Annotated in this window: 9 protein-coding genes and 1 pseudogene; 3 read left to right on the top strand and 7 right to left on the bottom strand. The window is 70.8% G+C overall.

Annotated elements, in window-relative coordinates:
* Positions 1-4 precede the first annotated feature (4 nt).
* Complete coding sequence (locus ACNTMW_RS29430; protein ID WP_426637177.1) at positions 5-1,738, bottom strand: tetratricopeptide repeat-containing diguanylate cyclase; 1,734 nt, start codon at positions 1,736-1,738, stop codon at positions 5-7.
* Positions 1,739-1,954: 216 nt separating this feature from the next.
* On the opposite strand from ACNTMW_RS29430, the gene ACNTMW_RS29425 reads away from it, so the two are divergent.
* The 3 genes from ACNTMW_RS29425 to ACNTMW_RS29415 all read left to right on the top strand — a co-directional run bounded on the left by ACNTMW_RS29425 (position 1,955) and on the right by ACNTMW_RS29415 (position 7,391).
* Complete coding sequence (locus ACNTMW_RS29425) at positions 1,955-3,304, top strand: carotenoid oxygenase family protein (RefSeq protein ID WP_426637176.1); 1,350 nt, start codon at positions 1,955-1,957, stop codon at positions 3,302-3,304.
* A gap of 253 nt (positions 3,305-3,557) precedes the next feature.
* Positions 3,558-4,250, top strand: coding sequence for a SprT-like domain-containing protein (locus ACNTMW_RS29420; protein ID WP_426637175.1), 693 nt, complete (start codon positions 3,558-3,560; stop codon positions 4,248-4,250).
* A 54-nt stretch (positions 4,251-4,304) separates the two neighbouring features.
* On the top strand, positions 4,305-7,391 hold the full coding sequence (locus tag ACNTMW_RS29415; protein WP_426637174.1) for a DEAD/DEAH box helicase: 3,087 nt from the start codon (positions 4,305-4,307) through the stop codon (positions 7,389-7,391).
* A gap of 33 nt (positions 7,392-7,424) precedes the next feature.
* Here the strand turns inward: ACNTMW_RS29415 and ACNTMW_RS29410 are convergent, their stop codons facing one another.
* From ACNTMW_RS29410 to ACNTMW_RS29385, 6 genes and pseudogenes are all read right to left on the bottom strand, one after another.
* Positions 7,425-7,733, bottom strand: coding sequence for a hypothetical protein (locus ACNTMW_RS29410; RefSeq protein WP_426637173.1), 309 nt, complete (start codon positions 7,731-7,733; stop codon positions 7,425-7,427).
* A gap of 206 nt (positions 7,734-7,939) precedes the next feature.
* Complete coding sequence (locus ACNTMW_RS29405) at positions 7,940-8,314, bottom strand: hypothetical protein (protein WP_426637172.1); 375 nt, start codon at positions 8,312-8,314, stop codon at positions 7,940-7,942.
* A gap of 167 nt (positions 8,315-8,481) precedes the next feature.
* Positions 8,482-9,642 (bottom strand): WXG100 family type VII secretion target, encoded by a 1,161-nt coding sequence (locus ACNTMW_RS29400; RefSeq protein WP_426637171.1) that lies wholly within the window; start codon positions 9,640-9,642, stop codon positions 8,482-8,484.
* On the bottom strand, positions 9,639-9,959 hold the full coding sequence (locus ACNTMW_RS29395) for a type VII secretion target (protein ID WP_426637170.1): 321 nt from the start codon (positions 9,957-9,959) through the stop codon (positions 9,639-9,641). Before ACNTMW_RS29395 ends, ACNTMW_RS29400 begins: the two co-directional genes overlap by 4 nt.
* 293 nt (positions 9,960-10,252) lie before the next feature.
* Entirely contained in the window at positions 10,253-11,536 is a 1,284-nt protein-coding gene (locus tag ACNTMW_RS29390; protein WP_426637169.1) for a S1 family peptidase, read from the bottom strand.
* Between the two features lie 4,930 nt (positions 11,537-16,466).
* Positions 16,467-17,690 (bottom strand): annotated as a pseudogene (locus tag ACNTMW_RS29385) (DEAD/DEAH box helicase); the annotation flags it as partial.
* Positions 17,691-17,782 lie beyond the last annotated feature (92 nt).

Genomic DNA, 17,782 nt, shown 5'->3' with positions numbered 1-17,782 from the left:
GCTGTCACGCCGGGTCGGCGACGACCCGGTTGCGGCCGGCGCGCTTGGCCGCGTACAGGTTGCGGTCGGCCCGCGCCAGCAGCGCCGACGCGGTGATCGCGCCGGCGGAGACCGTGGTGACGCCGATGCTCGCGGTGACCGGCAGCGCGCCGGTCACCGCCCGCCACGGGTGGGCGCTGACCGCCCGGCGGAGCCCCTCGCAGCGGCGTACCGCCTCGTCGGCGTCGGTGTCGGGCAGGATCAGCAGGAACTCCTCACCGCCGAGCCGGGCGGCGACCGCGTCCCCGGTCGCGACGTCGGCGAGCAGGGCGGCGAGACGGACGAGCACGGCGTCCCCGGTGGCGTGTGACAGCGTGTCGTTGACCCGCTTGAAGTGGTCGAGGTCGACCAGGGCCGCGGACAGCGGCGCGCCCCGCGCGGCCGTCTGCTCCAGCAGCAGGGCCAGCCGCTCGTCGACGTAGCGGCGGTTGTACAGGCCGGTCAGCGCGTCCCGCTGGGCCAGCTCGCGGAACCGCAGGCTCTCCCGTCGGGCCTCCTCGGTCTCGTACACCGCCTGCAACGCCCGTGCCCGCGCGTCCCGCTGCTCCGACTGCAGCGCCTGCAGGTCGATGTGGAAGCGCCGGTACTCCTCGTACGCCGCACGGTAGTTCCCCATCTCGGCGTGCAGCTCCGCCTGCTGCTCGCGGACCCGCGCCCGGGCGAAACCGAGCCCGCGCTCGTCGCACACCGCGGCCGCGCGTTCCAGCGAGGCCCGCGCGGCTGCCGTGTCGCCGCGCATCCGCTGCGCCTCGGCGACGGTGCGCAGGCACTCGGCCAGCGCATTCCGCGCGATGAACATCTCGTCGGCGTACTCCTCCAGGTACGGCCGCAGGGTCCCCTCGGCCTCGGCGTACCGGCCGCGGATCAGGTGGATACGCGCGATCGTGTCGAGGATGGCGACGTGCAGCGTGATGCCGTGCCGGTCGGCGGCGGCCTGGATCTGACCGGTGAGCCGCTCGGCCCGTTCATGGTCGCCGCTCTGGTACGCCGTGTACGCCATGTTGTTGAGGATCTGCAGCGACAGATCGCCGTCGCCGATCGCGGTGGCGATCTCGAGTGCCTCCTGGTTACGGCGGAGGGCGTCCTCGGGCGAACCGGCGTCGTAGGCCACCATCGCCAGCGTCAACAGGTGCATGGCGCGCAGTCGGGGCGGCACGTCGTCGGGGGTGTGCGCCACGCACTGGACCGCGTGCGCCAGCGCGTCGGCGAAGTCGCCGACGTAGTAGAAGAACCGCGCGAGCTGGCAGTGGCTGCGGGCCCGCAGGTACGCGTCGTCGTGCTCGGCGGCCCAGGCGCGCGCCTGCTCGGCGATCCGGCCTGCCTCGATCGCGTCGCCGTCGCGCAGCAGCGCGTCCGCGCGCACCAGCCGGGCCCGCATCCGCAGCTCGGGCCGGTCCCACTCGGTCGCGAGCCGCTCGGCCCGCTCGGCCGGCACCGCCACGGTCCGGACCTGCGCGTTCGGCACCATCTCCATCGCCCGCAGCGCGGCGACCACCCGGTACTCGGCGTACGGGGTCTCCACCGACACGTCGGCCAGATCGTCGATCACCCCGGGCGGTGGAGCCGGGAGATCACCGATCGCCGGGAGGTCAGCGGTCATCGCGGTGCCGCCGGTCGCCGGTGCGTCACCGCCCCCGGGCGTCCCCGGATCGTCACCGGTTCCCGCCGTTCCCGTTCCGCACAGCGTATCCATGGCCATCCGTATCCATCGTCTACTCCCCGAGCCTGCGACGCTACGGCGGCCCGGTTGCCGGTCGCTGTGTCCGCCGGTTGCGGTTCAGGATCCACTTCCGGGCACGGGCTCCGGCGGTCCGGGGTTCAAGGTCCGCTCCCGGGCACGGGCCCGGCGGCCCGGGGTTCAAGGTCCGCTGCGCGGGTATGGGCACCGCTCGTCCCGAAAGGCATGGGGGCTGTCGTGACCGGACCGGCGTATCTGCGCGGCTATCTGGCGCCCGTACCCGACGAGATCGACGCCTACGACCTGCCCGTGACCGGGGCGCTCCCGCCCGCGCTGACCGGACGGTACTTCCGCAACGGCCCCAACCCGATGCCCGGCCAGGATCCGGGGCACTGGTTCACCGGCTCCGGCATGATCCACGGCGTGCGGCTGCGCGACGGGCGGGCCGAGTGGTACCGCAACCGCTGGGTGCGCACCGCCGCGCTGGCCGGTGCGGCATTCGTCCGCCCCGACCTGACCCTCGACCTCACCGCCGTACCCGCGAACACCCACGTGATCCGGCACGACCACCGGATCCTGGCCCTGGTCGAGGCCGGGCTGCCGTACGAGGTGACGCCCGAACTGGAGACCGTCGGACCGTGCGACTTCGACAACCGGCTCACCACGGCCATGACCGCGCACCCGAAACAGGACCCGGAGACCGGGGAGCTGCACTTCTTCGGGTACTCCGCGCTCCCGCCGTACCTGACGTACCACCGCCTGTCGGCCACCGGTGAGCTGGTCGAGAGCTACGAGGTCGCGGTACCCGGCCCGACGATGATGCACGACTTCGCTATCACCGCGCGTCATGTGGTCTGGTTGGACCTGCCGGTCGTGTTCGATCCGGGCCTGGTCGAGCGGGGCATCCCGTACCGGTGGGACGACGGCTACGGCGCCCGGCTCGGGGTGATGCCGCGCGACGGCAGTGGTCAGGTCCGGTGGTTCGAGGTCGAGCCGTGCTACGTCTTCCACGTCGGCAACGCGTACGAGGACGGTACGGGCACGGTCGTGCTGGACGCGGTGCGGTACGACCCGGCGGCGTTCCGGTCGGCGTGGATCTGGGTCAGCGGGCATCCCGACCCCGCTCGCGCCGTGGCGACCCGGGCCGCCCGCGCCGCCGCGGGGGCACCGGAGACGGCGGCCGCCCACCTGCACCGGTGGCGGCTCGATCCGGCGGGCGGAACCAGGGACGAGGAGCGGCTCGACGACCGGGGCGTGGAGTTCCCGACGCACAACGATCGACTGACCGGGCGGCCCAGCCGGTACCTGTACACGGTCGGCGACCGCGCGATCGTCAAGTACGACACCGGTACGGGTGTCGTGAAGACCCTGCACCTGAGCGCCGACCGGCACCCGGGCGAGGCCGTGTTCGTACCGGCCGACGGGGCGCGCGGCGAGGACGAGGGCTGGCTGCTGACCATCCTCACCGACCCGGGCGGGTCGGAGCTGTTCGTCCTGGACGCGGCGGAGCTGGCGCCGGTGGCGTGCGTACGGCTGCCGCGGCGGGTACCGGCCGGGTTCCACGGTTCGTGGATCGCCGACGGTTGAGCGACGTCGGGACGGTTGAGCGACGCCGGGACGGTTGAGCGACGTCGGGACGGTTGAACGGCGCCACCGCCGAACCGGCCCATCGTCGGTGGCGTCCGCCGTCCCCGCCATGCCCCATTTGTGATCTCGGCATCGACGTGTCCGACCCCTGGTCAGGGCTCTGCTGCGATACCTTGCGTCTCACACGAGCCGGTCTGAGCACTGCCTGGTGCGTCAGCGGAAGCCACGAACGACGCTCGGGGGCGGGTGCAGGGTGGACCTGGAGGAGGCGCGGGTACTCGCCGTCGGGTTGATGGCCGAGCACGGCCTCACCGGCTGGCGGCTGGTGTTCGACGACGCGAAGACCCGCGCCGGGGTGTGCCGGTCGGACCGCCGCGAGATCGGCCTGTCCCGGGTGCTGACCCTCCTGTACCCGCCGGCCCAGGTGACCGACACCGTGCTGCACGAGATCGCGCACGCCCTGGTCGGCACCTGGCACGGGCACGACCGGTTGTGGCGGGCCACCGCGCTGCGAATCGGCTGTTCGGGTATGCGCTGCGTGCCGGAGGACGCGCCCCGGATCGACGGGGCGTGGGAGGGTGTCTGCCCGGCGGGGCACCGCAGCACCGCCCACCGCCGGCCGATCCGGGTCAAGTCGTGCCGCCGCTGCTCGACCGTGTTCGACGCGTCGGCGCTGCTGACCTGGACCTATCGGGGACAGCCCGCACCGATGCACCCCCGGTACGAGGCGGAACTCGCGCGTATCCAGGGCCGCGCGGTGGAACCGGTCGCCGCCGGCTCGCCGGCGCTGCGGGTCGGCGACCGGGTGCGGTTGACCGGCGGCGGCAAGTACGGCGGTCTCGTCGGCACGATCGAGAAGCGCGGCCGGACCCGGTACCAGGTGCAGACGAGCGTCGGTGTGCTGAGCGCACCGTTCGCGATCGTCGCGCCGATCAGCGCACCCTGATACGCCTCGATCGGCTGATCGACGCGGCGATCGAGGCTGACGTACGTTGCCCGGGTGACGGATCTTGCCCGCGGCGCGTACGAGCACCTCATCACCCGCCGGCTCGACGAGCAACTGCTGCCCGTCGCTCGCGACCTGGTGGACCGTCAACGGATCGATCCGGCCGAGGCCGACGTCGTCCTGTCCCGTCACATCGCGGGATTGGCCCAACGCGCGCTCAAAGCCGTACCCGGGGACGACACGCAGCGGCTCGCCCGCCAGGTGGAGATCGCCAACCGGCTCGCCGAGGCGATCGCCGCCCTCTCCCCCGCGGCGGTTGAGCCGGCCGACCTCGTCGCCGCACCACCCGACCTGCTGCTGCGGGCGATCGTGGACCGACCGCCGGCACCGGTCGCGGTCACCTTCCCGCCCCACCCGGAGACCCCGCTGTCGAGCGGGGCGCTGCTGGTCAACGGTCGCCGACAGCCACGGATCGGGCACGAGGTGGCCACCGAGCTGGCCTCGGCCGACCAGGTCGACCTGCTGTGCGCGTTCATCAAGTGGCACGGCCTGCGACTGCTGGAAGAACCGATCCGGGATCTCATCGGGCGGGGCGGGCGGCTGCGCGTCATCACCACGACGTACCTGGGGGCCACCGACCAGCGGGCGCTGGACCGGCTCGCCGAACTGGGCGCCGAGATCCGGGTGTCGTACGAGACGAGGACGACCCGGCTGCACGCCAAGGCGTGGCTGTTCCGGCGGGAGACGGGTGCCAGTACCGCGTACGTCGGCTCGTCGAACCTGTCGAAGTCAGCGCTCGTCGACGGGCTCGAATGGAACGTACGCATCGCCGCGCTCGAACAGCCGCACATCCTCGCCACCTTCGCGGCGACCTTCGACGAGTACTGGGACGATCCGGCGTTCGAGGAGTACACCCCGCAGCGCGACGCCGACCGGCTGCGCCGGGCGTTGGAGATCGAGTCCGGCGCCGGCTCACCGGACCTGGCCATCGACATCACCAGCCTCGACGTGCGCCCGTACGGGTACCAGCGGGAAATCCTCGATGGGTTGGCCGCCGAGCGGGAGGTCCACGGGCACCGGCGCAACCTGGTGGTGATGGCGACCGGTACCGGAAAGACCGTCGTCGCGGCGCTGGACTACAAGCGGCTGCGCGACGCGGGCACGGCCGACACGCTGCTGTTCGTGGCGCACCAGGAGCGCATCCTGCGGCAGAGCCGGTCGGTGTTCCGGCACGTGCTGCGGGACGGGCGCTTCGGCGAGACATTCGTGGGCGGCGAACGGCCGCGCGAGTGGCGGCACGTCTTCGCCTCGGTGCAGTCCCTGAGCCGGGTCGACCTCGACGAGCTCGACCCGGCACGCTTCGACATGGTCATCGTCGACGAGTTCCACCACGCGCAGGCCCCGACGTACGCCCGGCTGCTCCACCACGTGAGGCCACGGGTCCTGCTGGGCCTGACCGCGACCCCGGAGCGGGCCGACGGCCAGGACATCCGGGAGTGGTTCGACGGTCGTACCTCGGTCGAACTGCGACTGTGGGAGGCTCTGGAGCGGCAGTTGCTGGCACCGTTCCAGTACTTCGGCATCCACGACGACGTCGACCTGTCGGCGATCCGATGGAAGCGCGGGCAAGGGTACGACCAGGGCGAGCTGAGCAACCTGTACACCGGCCACCACGCCCGGGCCAGACTGATCCTGCAGGCGGTGCGCGACAAGGTCGACGTCAACCAGATGCGCGCCCTCGGGTTCTGCGTCAGCATCCCGCACGCCGAGTTCATGGCGGACTGGTTCCAGCGGGCCGGCGTACCGGCGCTGGCCGTCACCTCCCGGCTCGACGCGACCGGCCGCCACGAGGCCGTGCAGAAGCTGATGACGGGTCAGGTGAAGGCGCTCTTCACCGTCGACCTGTTCAACGAAGGCATCGACCTGCCGGCGGTCGACACGATCCTGATGCTGCGGCCGACCGAGAGCGCGACCGTCTTCCTGCAGCAACTCGGGCGCGGGTTGCGGCTCGCCGACGGCAAGCCGTGCCTGACCGTCCTGGACTTCATCGGCGCCCAGCGCACGGAATTCCGCTTCGACCTGCGGTACCGCGCGCTCACCGGCATCAGCCGGCAGGAGCTTGCCCGCGACGTCGACCATGACTTCCCCACCCTGCCTGCCGGCTGCCACATCCAACTCGACCCGGTCGCCAAGCAGCTGGTCCTGAAGAACGTGCAGGCGGCGCTGCGGCTGCGGTGGCCCGACGTCGCCGCGGAGCTGCGCCGGCTCGGGGATGTCAGCCTGGACACCTTCCTCGCCGAGACCGGACTTGAGCTGGAGGACCTGTACCGCTCGAAGGGTCGGGGTGGATGGACCGGCCTGCGGCGGCTCGCCGGGCTCGACGAGTCACCGGCGGGGCCGCACGACGCCGTGTTGAGTTCGGCGATCGGTCGGATGCTGCACCTCGACGACGTCTTGCGGCTCGACTCCCTGTCGGCTCTGGCCGGCGGTTCCCGGCTGCCGGCTGGTCGCCTGGCTGCCATGCTGCACGCGCTGCTGTGGGGCTCGTCGTGCGAGATTGAGGAAGGCGTGGCGCGGCTGTGGGACGATCCGCAGCGCTGCGACGAGCTACGGCAGGTGTCGTCGGTACTGCGGTCACGGATCCACCGGGTCGGCCGGCCCGTCGACCTGTCCGGCCGGATTCCGTTGACACTGCACGCGCGCTACAGCAGGGATGAGGTACGGGCGGCCTTCGGGGTCACCGAACCGGTCCGCGAGGGCGTGAAGTGGGTCGACGTCGAGCAGGCCGACCTGTTCTTCGTCACGCTGAACAAGACGCTGGAGCACTACTCCCCCACGACCATGTATGAAGATCGGGCCATCACACCGGAGCTGTTCCAGTGGGAGTCGCAGAGCACCACGTCCACGGCGTCGCCTACCGGGCAGCGGTACGTGCACCACGCCTCACGTGGCTCGTCGGTGCACCTGTTCCTCCGGGAGAGCAAGGAGAGCGACGGCGCGCTCGGGGTGCCGCCGTACCTGTACGCCGGGCGGATGCGGTACGTGGAGCACAAGGGTGATCGGCCGATGCGGATCCTGTGGCGGTTGGAGAAACCGTTGCCCGCTGACGTGTACCACGCGGCGCGAGTCGCGGCCGGGTGATCCGGTAACAACTCACTCCCTGATGTGAAAGGCCTACCCGAAATTCGTGTGCGCGGTCTGCGATGCTTTCCCAGTCTTGAGGAAAGACTTGAGGATGGCGGCCGCGATCCTGGTAAAGGTAGCTCGGCTGACCCCAGCGGCGTCGCCGGTCACGTTCCCGCTGTCCGCACCCAGGACGAGGTCGCCGAGAACTCCGCCGTCGGCGGCACACGGCCGAATAGCCGGAGCGGCTGTCTCCAGGAGAACGAATCCGGTGCTACTCGCCCCACCGTCAGCTTCCCAGCGGAATATCACGCCGCGCGGCACCTGCCCGTGGACCCAGATGCCGATGGAGTAGTTCACCAAGGTTTCTTCCCGAGAGGACCAATCGCGCGACGCGCGGATCGGTCTGACACCGCCGTCGCGCTAGGAACGGAGAGTGATCTGGTCCTGCGTCAGAGTCACCAGCGCGACGGTCCTGTCACGCTTGTGGTGAAGTTCCACCTTCCGCGCAGCTCCGCTGATCGCCTGCGTCACTCAGCCCTGTCGAGCGCCAGGTACATTTCCACCTAAGAAAGCTCTGCGATTGCGTCACGTATGTGTGTCTCCAGGTCCGCGCCTTGGATCATCGCCACAAGGGCGTGCCGCAACAATCTGCCCGTCTGGTTGAACGCGGACTCCGAGGAGCCCATGACGTCATACCCGGCTCGGTCAACACGCAGCATCCCGCCAGGCAGAGGTGCATGCGCAGAGTCCGCCATGACTCCGGCCAAAGCAGAACTGGCGAAGTCCGAAGGCAGGCCAGGAACCAAAGGATCACCGAGGAAGCTCTCGCAGGTCGGAGGAAGCCCGCTGTCGAACGGTTCCGCCGCGACGCACACCTCGTAGCGCGCCTGGCCGCCTTCAGGAAGGAATTCTCCACCCAATTGCGCACGCATGATCATGCCGCCCAAGTTCCGCCTGAGCTCCACCACGGCTCGGACCGACCCACCCACGACCCGACCCAGGCCGACTGCCGAAGAGATGTCAGACAGCGTTTCCGCGCACAGATACCGGGCCGACGCAGAGTCCCGATCGATAGCCACGGCAAACCTGCCGTCAATTGTGATTATCATCTTGGATCGAGCCCCCACTGTTTGCGCCACCAGTTATTGAACAGATGAGCGAACTCATCGATGACTTCCGGGGCATAGTTCCTACCCGGCGGATGGGTTGTCAATGCAATCTTATGCGCCTCGTCATAAGACATACCGCGGTCCATCAACGACTTTTCCACCATCTCGTGCTTCATGAAGTTCTGCTCACCCTCGGTCAGCGGTTCTCCGGCGGAGAGCTTTTCCCGAACCCGGCTGATCATAGCGTCATTAGCCGGAGAATGATCAAGGCGTGCGAGGTGATCTACGACGGAATCGACGTCGGATACCGTGAAGTTTTCAGGCACGGTGATCGGCATGTCATCGGCCCGCGCCAGGTCGTCACCCTCCTTGCCCGTGTAGCCCCCGTACCGGCCCTTACCGCGTAGACGGCTGAGGATCTTTTTGAGTTCGTCGATCAACTCGCCGAGCCGACGCACGATCGGCTCCAGTCGACGCAGGCTGGACAGCAGCCCCTTGAGCCAGCGGGCGATCTTCGCCGCCCAGGAGGCGACCAGGGTGGTGACCTGTTCGACCACCAGCGGGGTGGCCGCACCGAGGGAGGCGAGTTCCTCAACGGCGTACACGACCAGCCGCGACACGCAGGTGGCGATCGCGTCGCGGACGAGGATGCGGACGGCGGCGATCAGCGCGCCGGCGCCTTCGGTGATCACGGCCATGGCGTCAGCGGCCCGGGAAAGCGCGCCGAGTGCCTGGGACTGCTCCTGAGCCCAGGTGTGGTAGGCGGGACCGGCGGTACCCGTCCAGTCGGCGACGTCCCAGCGCACCGCCTTGTCGAGATCGGCCGCCTCGTCGCGCAGGGAGGCGGCGACGTTGCGCCAGGTCTGGGCGTGCCCGGCGATCTGGCCGGGGTCGCCGGCCAGCCAGTCCAGGGCTTCGCTCAGCGGTTTGACGTGCTCGATGATCCAGGCGACGCCGTACTGCAGCAGGACGCCGACCGGGTCGGACACGAAGGCGAGGGCGTCCAGGCCGGCGCCGACCACGCCGAGGCTGGTGTCGATCCAGTCGCCGTTCTTGACTCCCTGGGCGATCAGCTCGATGTCTTCGGCGATCCACACTCCCGACCAGGCGTCGGGCTGGTTGTCCAGCCGGCCGGCGACCAGCGGGTTGACCGTCACTGCGGGCCCCGTACCTGCTGGTGGCGGGTCTGGGCACGGTCGTCGGCCGATTGGTAGCCGTCGGCCGCGGTGCGCAGCCGCTGGCCGGAGTCGTGCAGCGAGTGCGCGGCGGCGTCGATGCCGTCGACCACCATGTCCTGGAGGCTGGCCAGCAGCGTCGGCACGATCGTGCAGAGCTTGCCGTACGCGGTCATGCTGGGCCGTACCGCGGCACCGGCCTGTTTGGCGGTGGCGACCCGGTCGCCGATCGCCTCGACGTGACCGGCGTGGGCGATCAGATCCGACGGCGTAACGCCGATACCGTCACCGGACGACATGGGCGTCCGGTCCCGTGCCGAGTGGATCCTCCCGCATCACCGCGCCCCTCCCCGTAGCCGCCTGTGAGCCTTCCGGTCGCCGAGCGTGTCGCGGGGCTCACCCTATCGAGGGCCGTCCAGATCCGAGAACCCCTCGACGGGGACCGTCGTGAGATCCTTCCGCCATGGTCGTCGGGCGTACCGGTTCGCCGCAGGAGGTACTGGCCCGGTTGGCGTCGGGAGGCTGGAACCGTCGCTGCGGGTCGCACCGCGCGCGGCGGTCCGCGCCGCCGCGCGTGGTGCGACCGGTCGGGTCAGCGGGTGGCGACGTCACCGGGTAGCGCGTTCACCGCGTCGGTGATCTCGGTGAAGAACTCGGTGCACGCCGAACTACCGTGTCCACTGTGCACGCCCTTGGCGTGCACCTGACCGTTGCTGTCGGTGTAGTAGACGGCACCGCCGGAGTCCCCGCCGGCGGTGCAGGTGCCGCCCTTGGTGCCGCGGGTGACGTTGCGGGCGACCTCGCCGTCGTCGTACTTGACGTCGTAGCTGGTCTCCTGCGCGGTCCAGCCGCACAGTTCCCCGGTCTTGGCGCCGCTGGTGCAGTAACTGTCACCCTTGATCGACTTGCGGTTGTAGCGGGTGATCACGTTGCGCCAGTCGGTGGAGTTGACGCCGTAGACGTAGACCCGGGCGTCGCTGGCCGCGGCGCCGCCGGCGATCTGGATCAGGCCGAGGTCGCCCCGGTCGTACGGGTCGCCCGGGTAGCGCACCGTGCCGACGCCGTCGTTCCAGTTGTTGCTGATGACCGTACCGATCTTGGCCCCGGTCCCGCTGGTCACGGTGCCGCCGTTGGACACGCAGTGCCCGGCGGTCAGCATCCCGTGGTAGCCGCCGTTGCGCCAGGCGAACGCGGTGCTGCACCAATAGCCGCCGGGGACGTTGATGTAGGCGCCGCCGAGGAACGGGCTGGAGTCGTTCTGCCGGCCGCCGTAGTCGGCGCTGGGCAGCCCCACGTCCGGGGTGAGGTGGATGGCGACCCGCGACACCCCGTAGCGGTCGGCGAGGGCCTTGCGCAGCGCCGGGGTGACCGTCTTCGCCTCGACGACGACCCGGTTCTTCTCCTCCTGCACGAACGTGCCGTAGACCGTGTCACTGCCGGGCAGTTCGGTCGGGCTGAGCCCGATCGCCTCGTGCTGGATGCGGGTGAGCGTGGCGTGGCTGTTGGCGACCTGCCGCGCCCGGCCCCGGCCGGTCACCCCGGCGGGCAGGCTGGCGGCGGTCCGGACGCCGGCAGTGGTCGTCGCCTGCGTGACCACCTCACCGGTCGCACGGTCCAGATAGGCCCCGGCCAGGTCGTCGGGGTTCTGCTCGACCCGCTCCTGGGCGGCGGCCAGCGCCGTGGCGACGGTCTCCGACAGCGGCGAGAGGTCGCCGAACACATCGCCGGTGAACACCTCGACGCCGTCCGGGCCGGCGGCCGCGACCACGCGCGTGTCGGACGGTTCGGCGACGGCGGGCGCGGCGGGCACGGCGGCGGCCGCCAGCCCGCCGACCGCCAGCACCGTCAGCAGGCTGCTTCGATACCGCAGTTGCATCTGCACTCCTAGGGGAAAGGGAGCCCAGATCATGTGCGGCGCCGGTATCGCCGTGGTATCGCCGGCTGGGACTGGAGAACCGGGTACCGGCGGCGATCCTCGCGTACGAGGCCGGTCTCAGCAGGCAGTGACCGTTCCGCATGCGGCCAGGACGGGTACGGGGATCGACACGCTAGCGACCGGCCCCGACCACGACCTGTTGGAAGAGACCTAGCCGTGGGCCGTTCAGGGGGAACGCGACGGTGCCGTGTTGGCCCGACCGCTCCAGCGTCCACTGCTCTCGCGCCCGGATGACCGTGATCGTGGTGTGGGTGTCTTTCGCCTGCCACACGGACGCGGACAGGGGCTTCCCGAGGCGCCTGCGTTCGAGCATGCCGAGTTTGCGGAAGTCGACACAGGCGACGCAACGGCCGTCCGCCGCGGCGATGCAGCGCCCGCAGACGGTACGGACACACAGGCTGCATCGCCGTACCCGGTCGGGGCACACCCCACACGTCGGCTCATCGCACGACGCGCATCGGTCCGGCCGCTCAACCACGTGACGGGACCGGCAGAGCCGGGCGACCCGCAGCGGCTTTCCGGTCACCGCGTCCGTCAGACAGCCGTCGACCTGCCCGGGGAGCAACCGGTAGGTGACCGTGACGATCTCATCCGCGGGCAGCCACCACTGCTCTTCGACGTGCAGTCCGAGGTCGCGCGTCAGCCGCTCGAGCGGACGGGCCGCGACCCGCTCGCGCAGGCGGGCAGCCAGCGGAGCGGGCAGGCTCCCCTGGTCGTACGGCACCCGCGGTTCGACCCCCGGGGAGTGGTCGGCGAGCGCTTCGTGCATCGCGGTCACCGTTTCCGCCACCCTCGGATCGGTACCCTCGACGAGCTGTGGTGCGGTGCGCCTGCCCCGCAGTTCCGCTCCGATGATCCTCGGTCCGCGTACGTGATCGGGTCGGGTGCTCCGACCGATCGAGAGCAGTGCCGGCCGGCCCAGGAGCGCCTGCCCCAGGGCGGCCCTCAGCAGGTCCGACCGGCCGTCGTCGGCCAGCATGAACCAACGCGGTGACTCATCGGCCTTTCGCACGCCCAGCAGTCCGTACTCACCGACGGCGGCGATGACCGCGGTGTACCCATCGAGTTCGGCCACGGCGACAAGCTCGGGCGCGGGGAACCAACCGGCGACGGCCCACTCCGGTGCGGTGCCGGCCGTCTCCCACCTCGCCACCTCTTCGCTCAGGTCCGGGCCGGCGATGGTACGCCGGACAAGGCCCCGCCCGTCGATGACGACCGACTCCTCCGAAGGCTGAAGGCACGCGGTGACCACGGCGGTTCCTTCAGCGAAGGACACCTCCCGGGCGCGTCGCCGGATGCTCATGACCCGGGAACCGGAAGCGGGGACGGGAACACGATCGAGCGGACTGTCGCCGGTCAGGGTGCGGGCCAACTGCGCGACGAGGTCGGTCGACGGCTCGTGCGGATCCCGTACGCCGGCAGGTGGAGTGGCGCTGCCCGCGCGCCGCTCTCCGTCGGATTCCACCGCCCACAACAGCCTCTCGTCGGTGTGCCGTTCCAGGACGAGCACGTCCGGGTCGGTCCGCACCGGCGGCACCGTCAGCGTGCGCAGGTCGACGTCGCCGGAGCCGGCCAGCCGCGCGGTCGCGAGCCGTACCTCGACGACCTGCGCAGGCTCGGAGCGTACGGTCTCCCAACGGTGCAGCCCCGACGCGGAGAACACGGCGAGTTCGGTGCGGTGCGCACCGACGAGCAGGGCGACGGAGCCGCCGTCATCGTGGCCGATGGCCACCGCGAGCCCGTCGGCGAGCAGCTCCGGGGGTAGAGCGGTGAGGTCGCCAGCGGTGGCCGGGGCGAGAGCCCAGCAGGTACGGCAGAGCCTGCCGTCGACGCAGGCGGCGCAGACGCTGCGGGCGCACAGCTCACATGCCACGGTCGACAGGTACCGGCCGCAGTCGTGGCAGGAGGTGTCGCCGCACCGCTCGCAGTCCTCGGCAGTCCGTTGCGGTTCGCCACCGAAGCAGGACCGGCACCGGCCGCAGGCCGGCCGCTCGCAGGTACGACAGCCCGCGATCGTGCCTTCCTCACCGCAGGCGGGACAGTAGGTCTCGGCACAGACCGGGCACGTGACCGCCCGCTCCGGCGCGTACAGGTGCCCGTGACCGTCCATCCCGACCAGGCTCTCGACCGGACCGCCGTCGTCGAGCCGGCCGAGGACCGGCTCTTCGGGGTGCACGAGAAAGCGGCCGGCGAGTAGCGCGGCATCAACCGGTTCGGCCGGAGCCACCAGGTATGCCCGGGTCGCTTCGCCATGGTCGGACCGCCACCGTTCGTCGACCGTGACACAACGGGTCACCGACACGGGAACCACCGGTCCGGCGAGCTCACGGAGGGCGCCGGCCAGGCTGTCGTTGGTCCACCGCTCGGCGCCGGTGAACTCTCCGCTCGGGGTGGCGTCACTGACCGGATCGGTCATCGGGTCACCGACGTCGGTGTTGAGCAGCGCCCACGCGGTCGCCACCGTACGACTGACCGCGGTTCCCGCAGCCGCCTTGACGTACCGGGGGCCGCTCGTACCCGTCTCCGGGTGACGGACCACGACCCGGTCCGCGGGCAGCTCGGCGGCGGCGAGCATTCTGGCCAACTGCTCCTCGACGTGGAGGGCGGCACCCACCGCTCCGGGGACGAACCGTGTCGAGGTGTGCGAGCCGTCCGTGAGGAGTACCACGTAGGAGCGGTGGAGCCGGTCGATCTCCACCGTGACCGGACCGGTTCTGGTCGCCGCCACCGGCTGGCAGAACGGGAGCACGTCGTGGGCGCTCGCCGCGAGCGCCTGGCTGTCCCGTTCGACCTCCACCGGCTCCCGGTCGCCGTCCTGCCACAGCTCCCGGTAGACGAACTGTCCCTCCTGCCAGTCCACCCGGCGGACCACGGTGAACGGCACCGCCGCCACGGCCGGCGGTGCCGGTACCTCACCGCCGCTGCGCAGCATCGACAGCAGTGACGCCAGGCCCAGGCTGCTCTCCCCCACCGCGTCCGGACCGGACAGCTCGGGCAACAGGTCAGCCACCTCGGCGCTGACGGTGCCGTCGGCGTCGGGGGTCCAGGTCCACCAGATCGAGTCCTCCACGTCCGCCCAGGCCGCGCCGGCGACCAGGTCGGCAACGGGCGGGCGGGCGGCGGAGGCGACCAGACCGGCGCCGGCCGGCAGGTTCAGCCGGTCGGCGAGCCCGCGAAGCCTGGCGCGTACCGGGTCGGTCAGGTCGCCGTCGGGCACGATGTCGACCCGGGCGCCGTCCTCCCGGACCAGGACGGCGTGGCGGGCGCCGACGAGAAGCTGCGCACCGCTGCCCAGCCGCCAGCCGCGCTCCCAGGCGCTGTCGAGGTCAGGTGCCCGCTCCGGCTTCAGGCACTCCGTGCACAGGATGCCGTGCGGCCGGCACCCGCCACACGCGCGCCGATGGCATCCGGGGCAGGCGGCCACGGCCCAGGCCGGCCCACACGCGGCACACCGGTCCAGGTCGCAGATCTCGCACCGGTCGAGCGCCGACGCATCGACGACGTGGGCGTCAGTGCACAGCGCGAAGGTGCCGACCGCGACGCCGGTGGCCTCGCACATGAAGATGTGGTCGGCAAGGTCTCCGGTCCACGGGTACCGGATCTCCCGCACCGCCCCGTTGACGTGCTCCCAGCGCTCGACCACCCGCAGCTCGTCCGAGCCCTGGAACTCGACGGCGAGCAGTTCGGCCCGCAGCTCCGTGTGCCCGCCGACCACCACCCGCTTACTCGCGGTCCGGATCGCGCGGTCCAGCTGGTCAAGGCGCTCGTACAACTCGGAGCGCTCATAGGGGCCCCAGGTATTCGCGAGCTTCGTCTCGACCTCGTCGACCTCCTTGCGCAGGTTGCCGAGCATCTTCTGCCGGGCGTCGTCCTCGCGTTGCTGGTCGGCTCTGCGCGCCGCTTCCAGCCGGTCGGTGAGTTCGACGGCTGCGTGCAGGTCGACCTCCTGCAGCACGTCCGCGGCGGTCAACCCGGCCGGCAGCCGCGCGCCGTCGGCGAGCGGTTCGCGTTCCCCGTCCTCGGAGACCCGCGCGCCGACCTGGATGGTGACGAGTTCCTGGGTACCGCCCGAGGAGCTGTCCTGTACCCGGTACGTCGCCCGCGCCGACCAGTCCTCGGTCGGTTCGATGCGCCGGTCGGCCAGCCGGACCATGGGCGCGTGCGGGGTGATCGGGTCGGCGTGGACGGCCGGCAACGTGCGTACCGATCCGGTGAGGTCGCCGTGCTCACGCATTACCCGCAGCACCTCGTCGAAGACCTCCGAACCGACCACGCACAGCTCCGCCTCGGGGTGGTGCTCGAGGGCCGCGTTCGTGAACGCCAGATACAGCTCCTCGCGCCCGTCCATCACCTCCGTGAGGTCGGCGGGGAGCTTGACGATGACGAAGCCTTCGGCGGAGTAGGTCTCCTCAGCTCCGGCGAGCTTCAGGAAGCGGCGCACGAACTGCTCCACGTCCTGCTGGCGGCGGCGGGCGCGCTTGGCCGGGTCCGGCAACAGTTCGCGGGCCTGTTCCTGCTCGGCCCGCGCCTTGCGTTCCTCGTTGCGCTGGGCGATCCAGTCGTTGAGGCCGTTGTCGGCCTGCATCATGTCCAGTGCCCGGCTGCGCGCCTTCTCCAGTTGGCTGCCGAGCTCGTTGAGCCGCTGCTGCATGGTGCCGTCACTCTTGGCGTACAGCGCCTCGAGAACCCGGTTCTCCATGCTGGCGTCCTGGGTGCCTTCGAGCTCGCCCAGTACCGTGACGACCTGCCCGAACAGCAGCTCGAACATGGCGAGCTTGTCGTGCAGCAGCCGGTAGACGGCTTCGTCGACGGTGTCGCGGGCGAACAGGTTGGCGATGTACACGTCGCGGGTCTGGGTGAGCCGGTGCACCCGGCCGATGCGCTGTTCGATGCGCATCGGGTTCCACGGCAGGTCGTAGTTGAGCACGCAGTTGGCGACCTGCAGGTTGACACCTTCGGCGCCGGCGTCGGTGGAGATCAGTACCTGCGCCTTGCCGGCGCGGAAGTCGGCCACCGACCTGCCTTTGGCGGCGTGGGCCATCCCTCCGTGGAACGGCGCGGCGGTGATGCCTTCGGTGGCCAGCAGCCGCAGCAGCCCGTCGAGGGTGTCGGTGTGCTGGGTGAACAGCAGCACCCGGCCGTGCTCGTCCAGCCACTTGTGCAGCACCTGCAGCGCGGCCTGTTCGCGGGCGGTGTGGTGGATGTCCCCGGCGAGGTGGCCGATGTCGGTCATTACCTGCCGGACCTCGGGGTCGGAGTGCTTTCCGGCGATCCGCAACGCACTCTTCATGACCGCGCGCGGGGAGGCGGTCAGGCGCAGGGCGAGCTGGCGGCGGCGCATCGTGTCGCCCGGGTGCGTCATCTTGTGCCGGAGCGCATCGATGATCAGGTCGTACAGCTGCCGCTCGGGTCTGCTCAGCGTGATCGGGAGGTCCAGCGGCGGCATCCGCCTGACCTTGTCCAGCCCCGCCTGCTGGCGGGTGGTGCGGATGATGACGTCCCTGACCAGCGTGCGCAGCTCGGGCGCGTTGACCGGCCGGCGCGGATCGGACCGGTCCACGAAGCGGTTGATGAAGTCGCGTTCGGACTGGAACGTCTCGGGGCGCAGCAGCTCCACGAGGCGGTACAGCTCAAGCAGGTTGTTCTGCACCGGCGTGGCGGTGAGGAACAGGGCCCGGGGCGCCTCGGCCACCAGCCGGCCGAGCTTCTCGCGGGTGACGCGGGCGCCGGCGCCGGCCAGCCGGTGCGCCTCGTCGATGATGACCAGGTCGAACGGCTTGTCCATCCGGTCGGCATTACGCATGGCCAGCTGATGGGTCATGATGAGGCGGTCCTGCGCGAAGGCGGCCCGGTCCTGGCCGCTGCCGAGGACCACGAAGTCCTCGCCGAACTTGTCGCGCAGCTCCTCGCGCCACTGGTCGCGCAGTGGCGCCGGGCAGATGATGAGCACCCGCTCGGCGAGGCCGCGCAGCAGCAGCTCCTTGAGGACCAGCCCGCCCTCGACGGTCTTGCCGAGACCGACCTCGTCGGCGAGGATCCCGCGTCCGTTCATCCGCGCCAGTACGGTGCGGGCGGCGGCCTCCTGGTGCGGCATGTGCTCGATGTTGGCCACGTCGACGGCCAGTAGTTCCTCGAACTGGTCGAGGGTGGCCAGCCGCTCGCCCTCCAGGCGGATCTCCACGGCGT

Origin of the sequence: Planosporangium spinosum (assembly GCF_049999945.1) — a bacterium.
Taxonomy (GTDB): domain Bacteria; phylum Actinomycetota; class Actinomycetes; order Mycobacteriales; family Micromonosporaceae; genus Planosporangium; species Planosporangium spinosum.
Note: the sequence above shows the minus strand (reverse complement) of the source record. Positions and strands in the feature narration are given on the sequence as shown.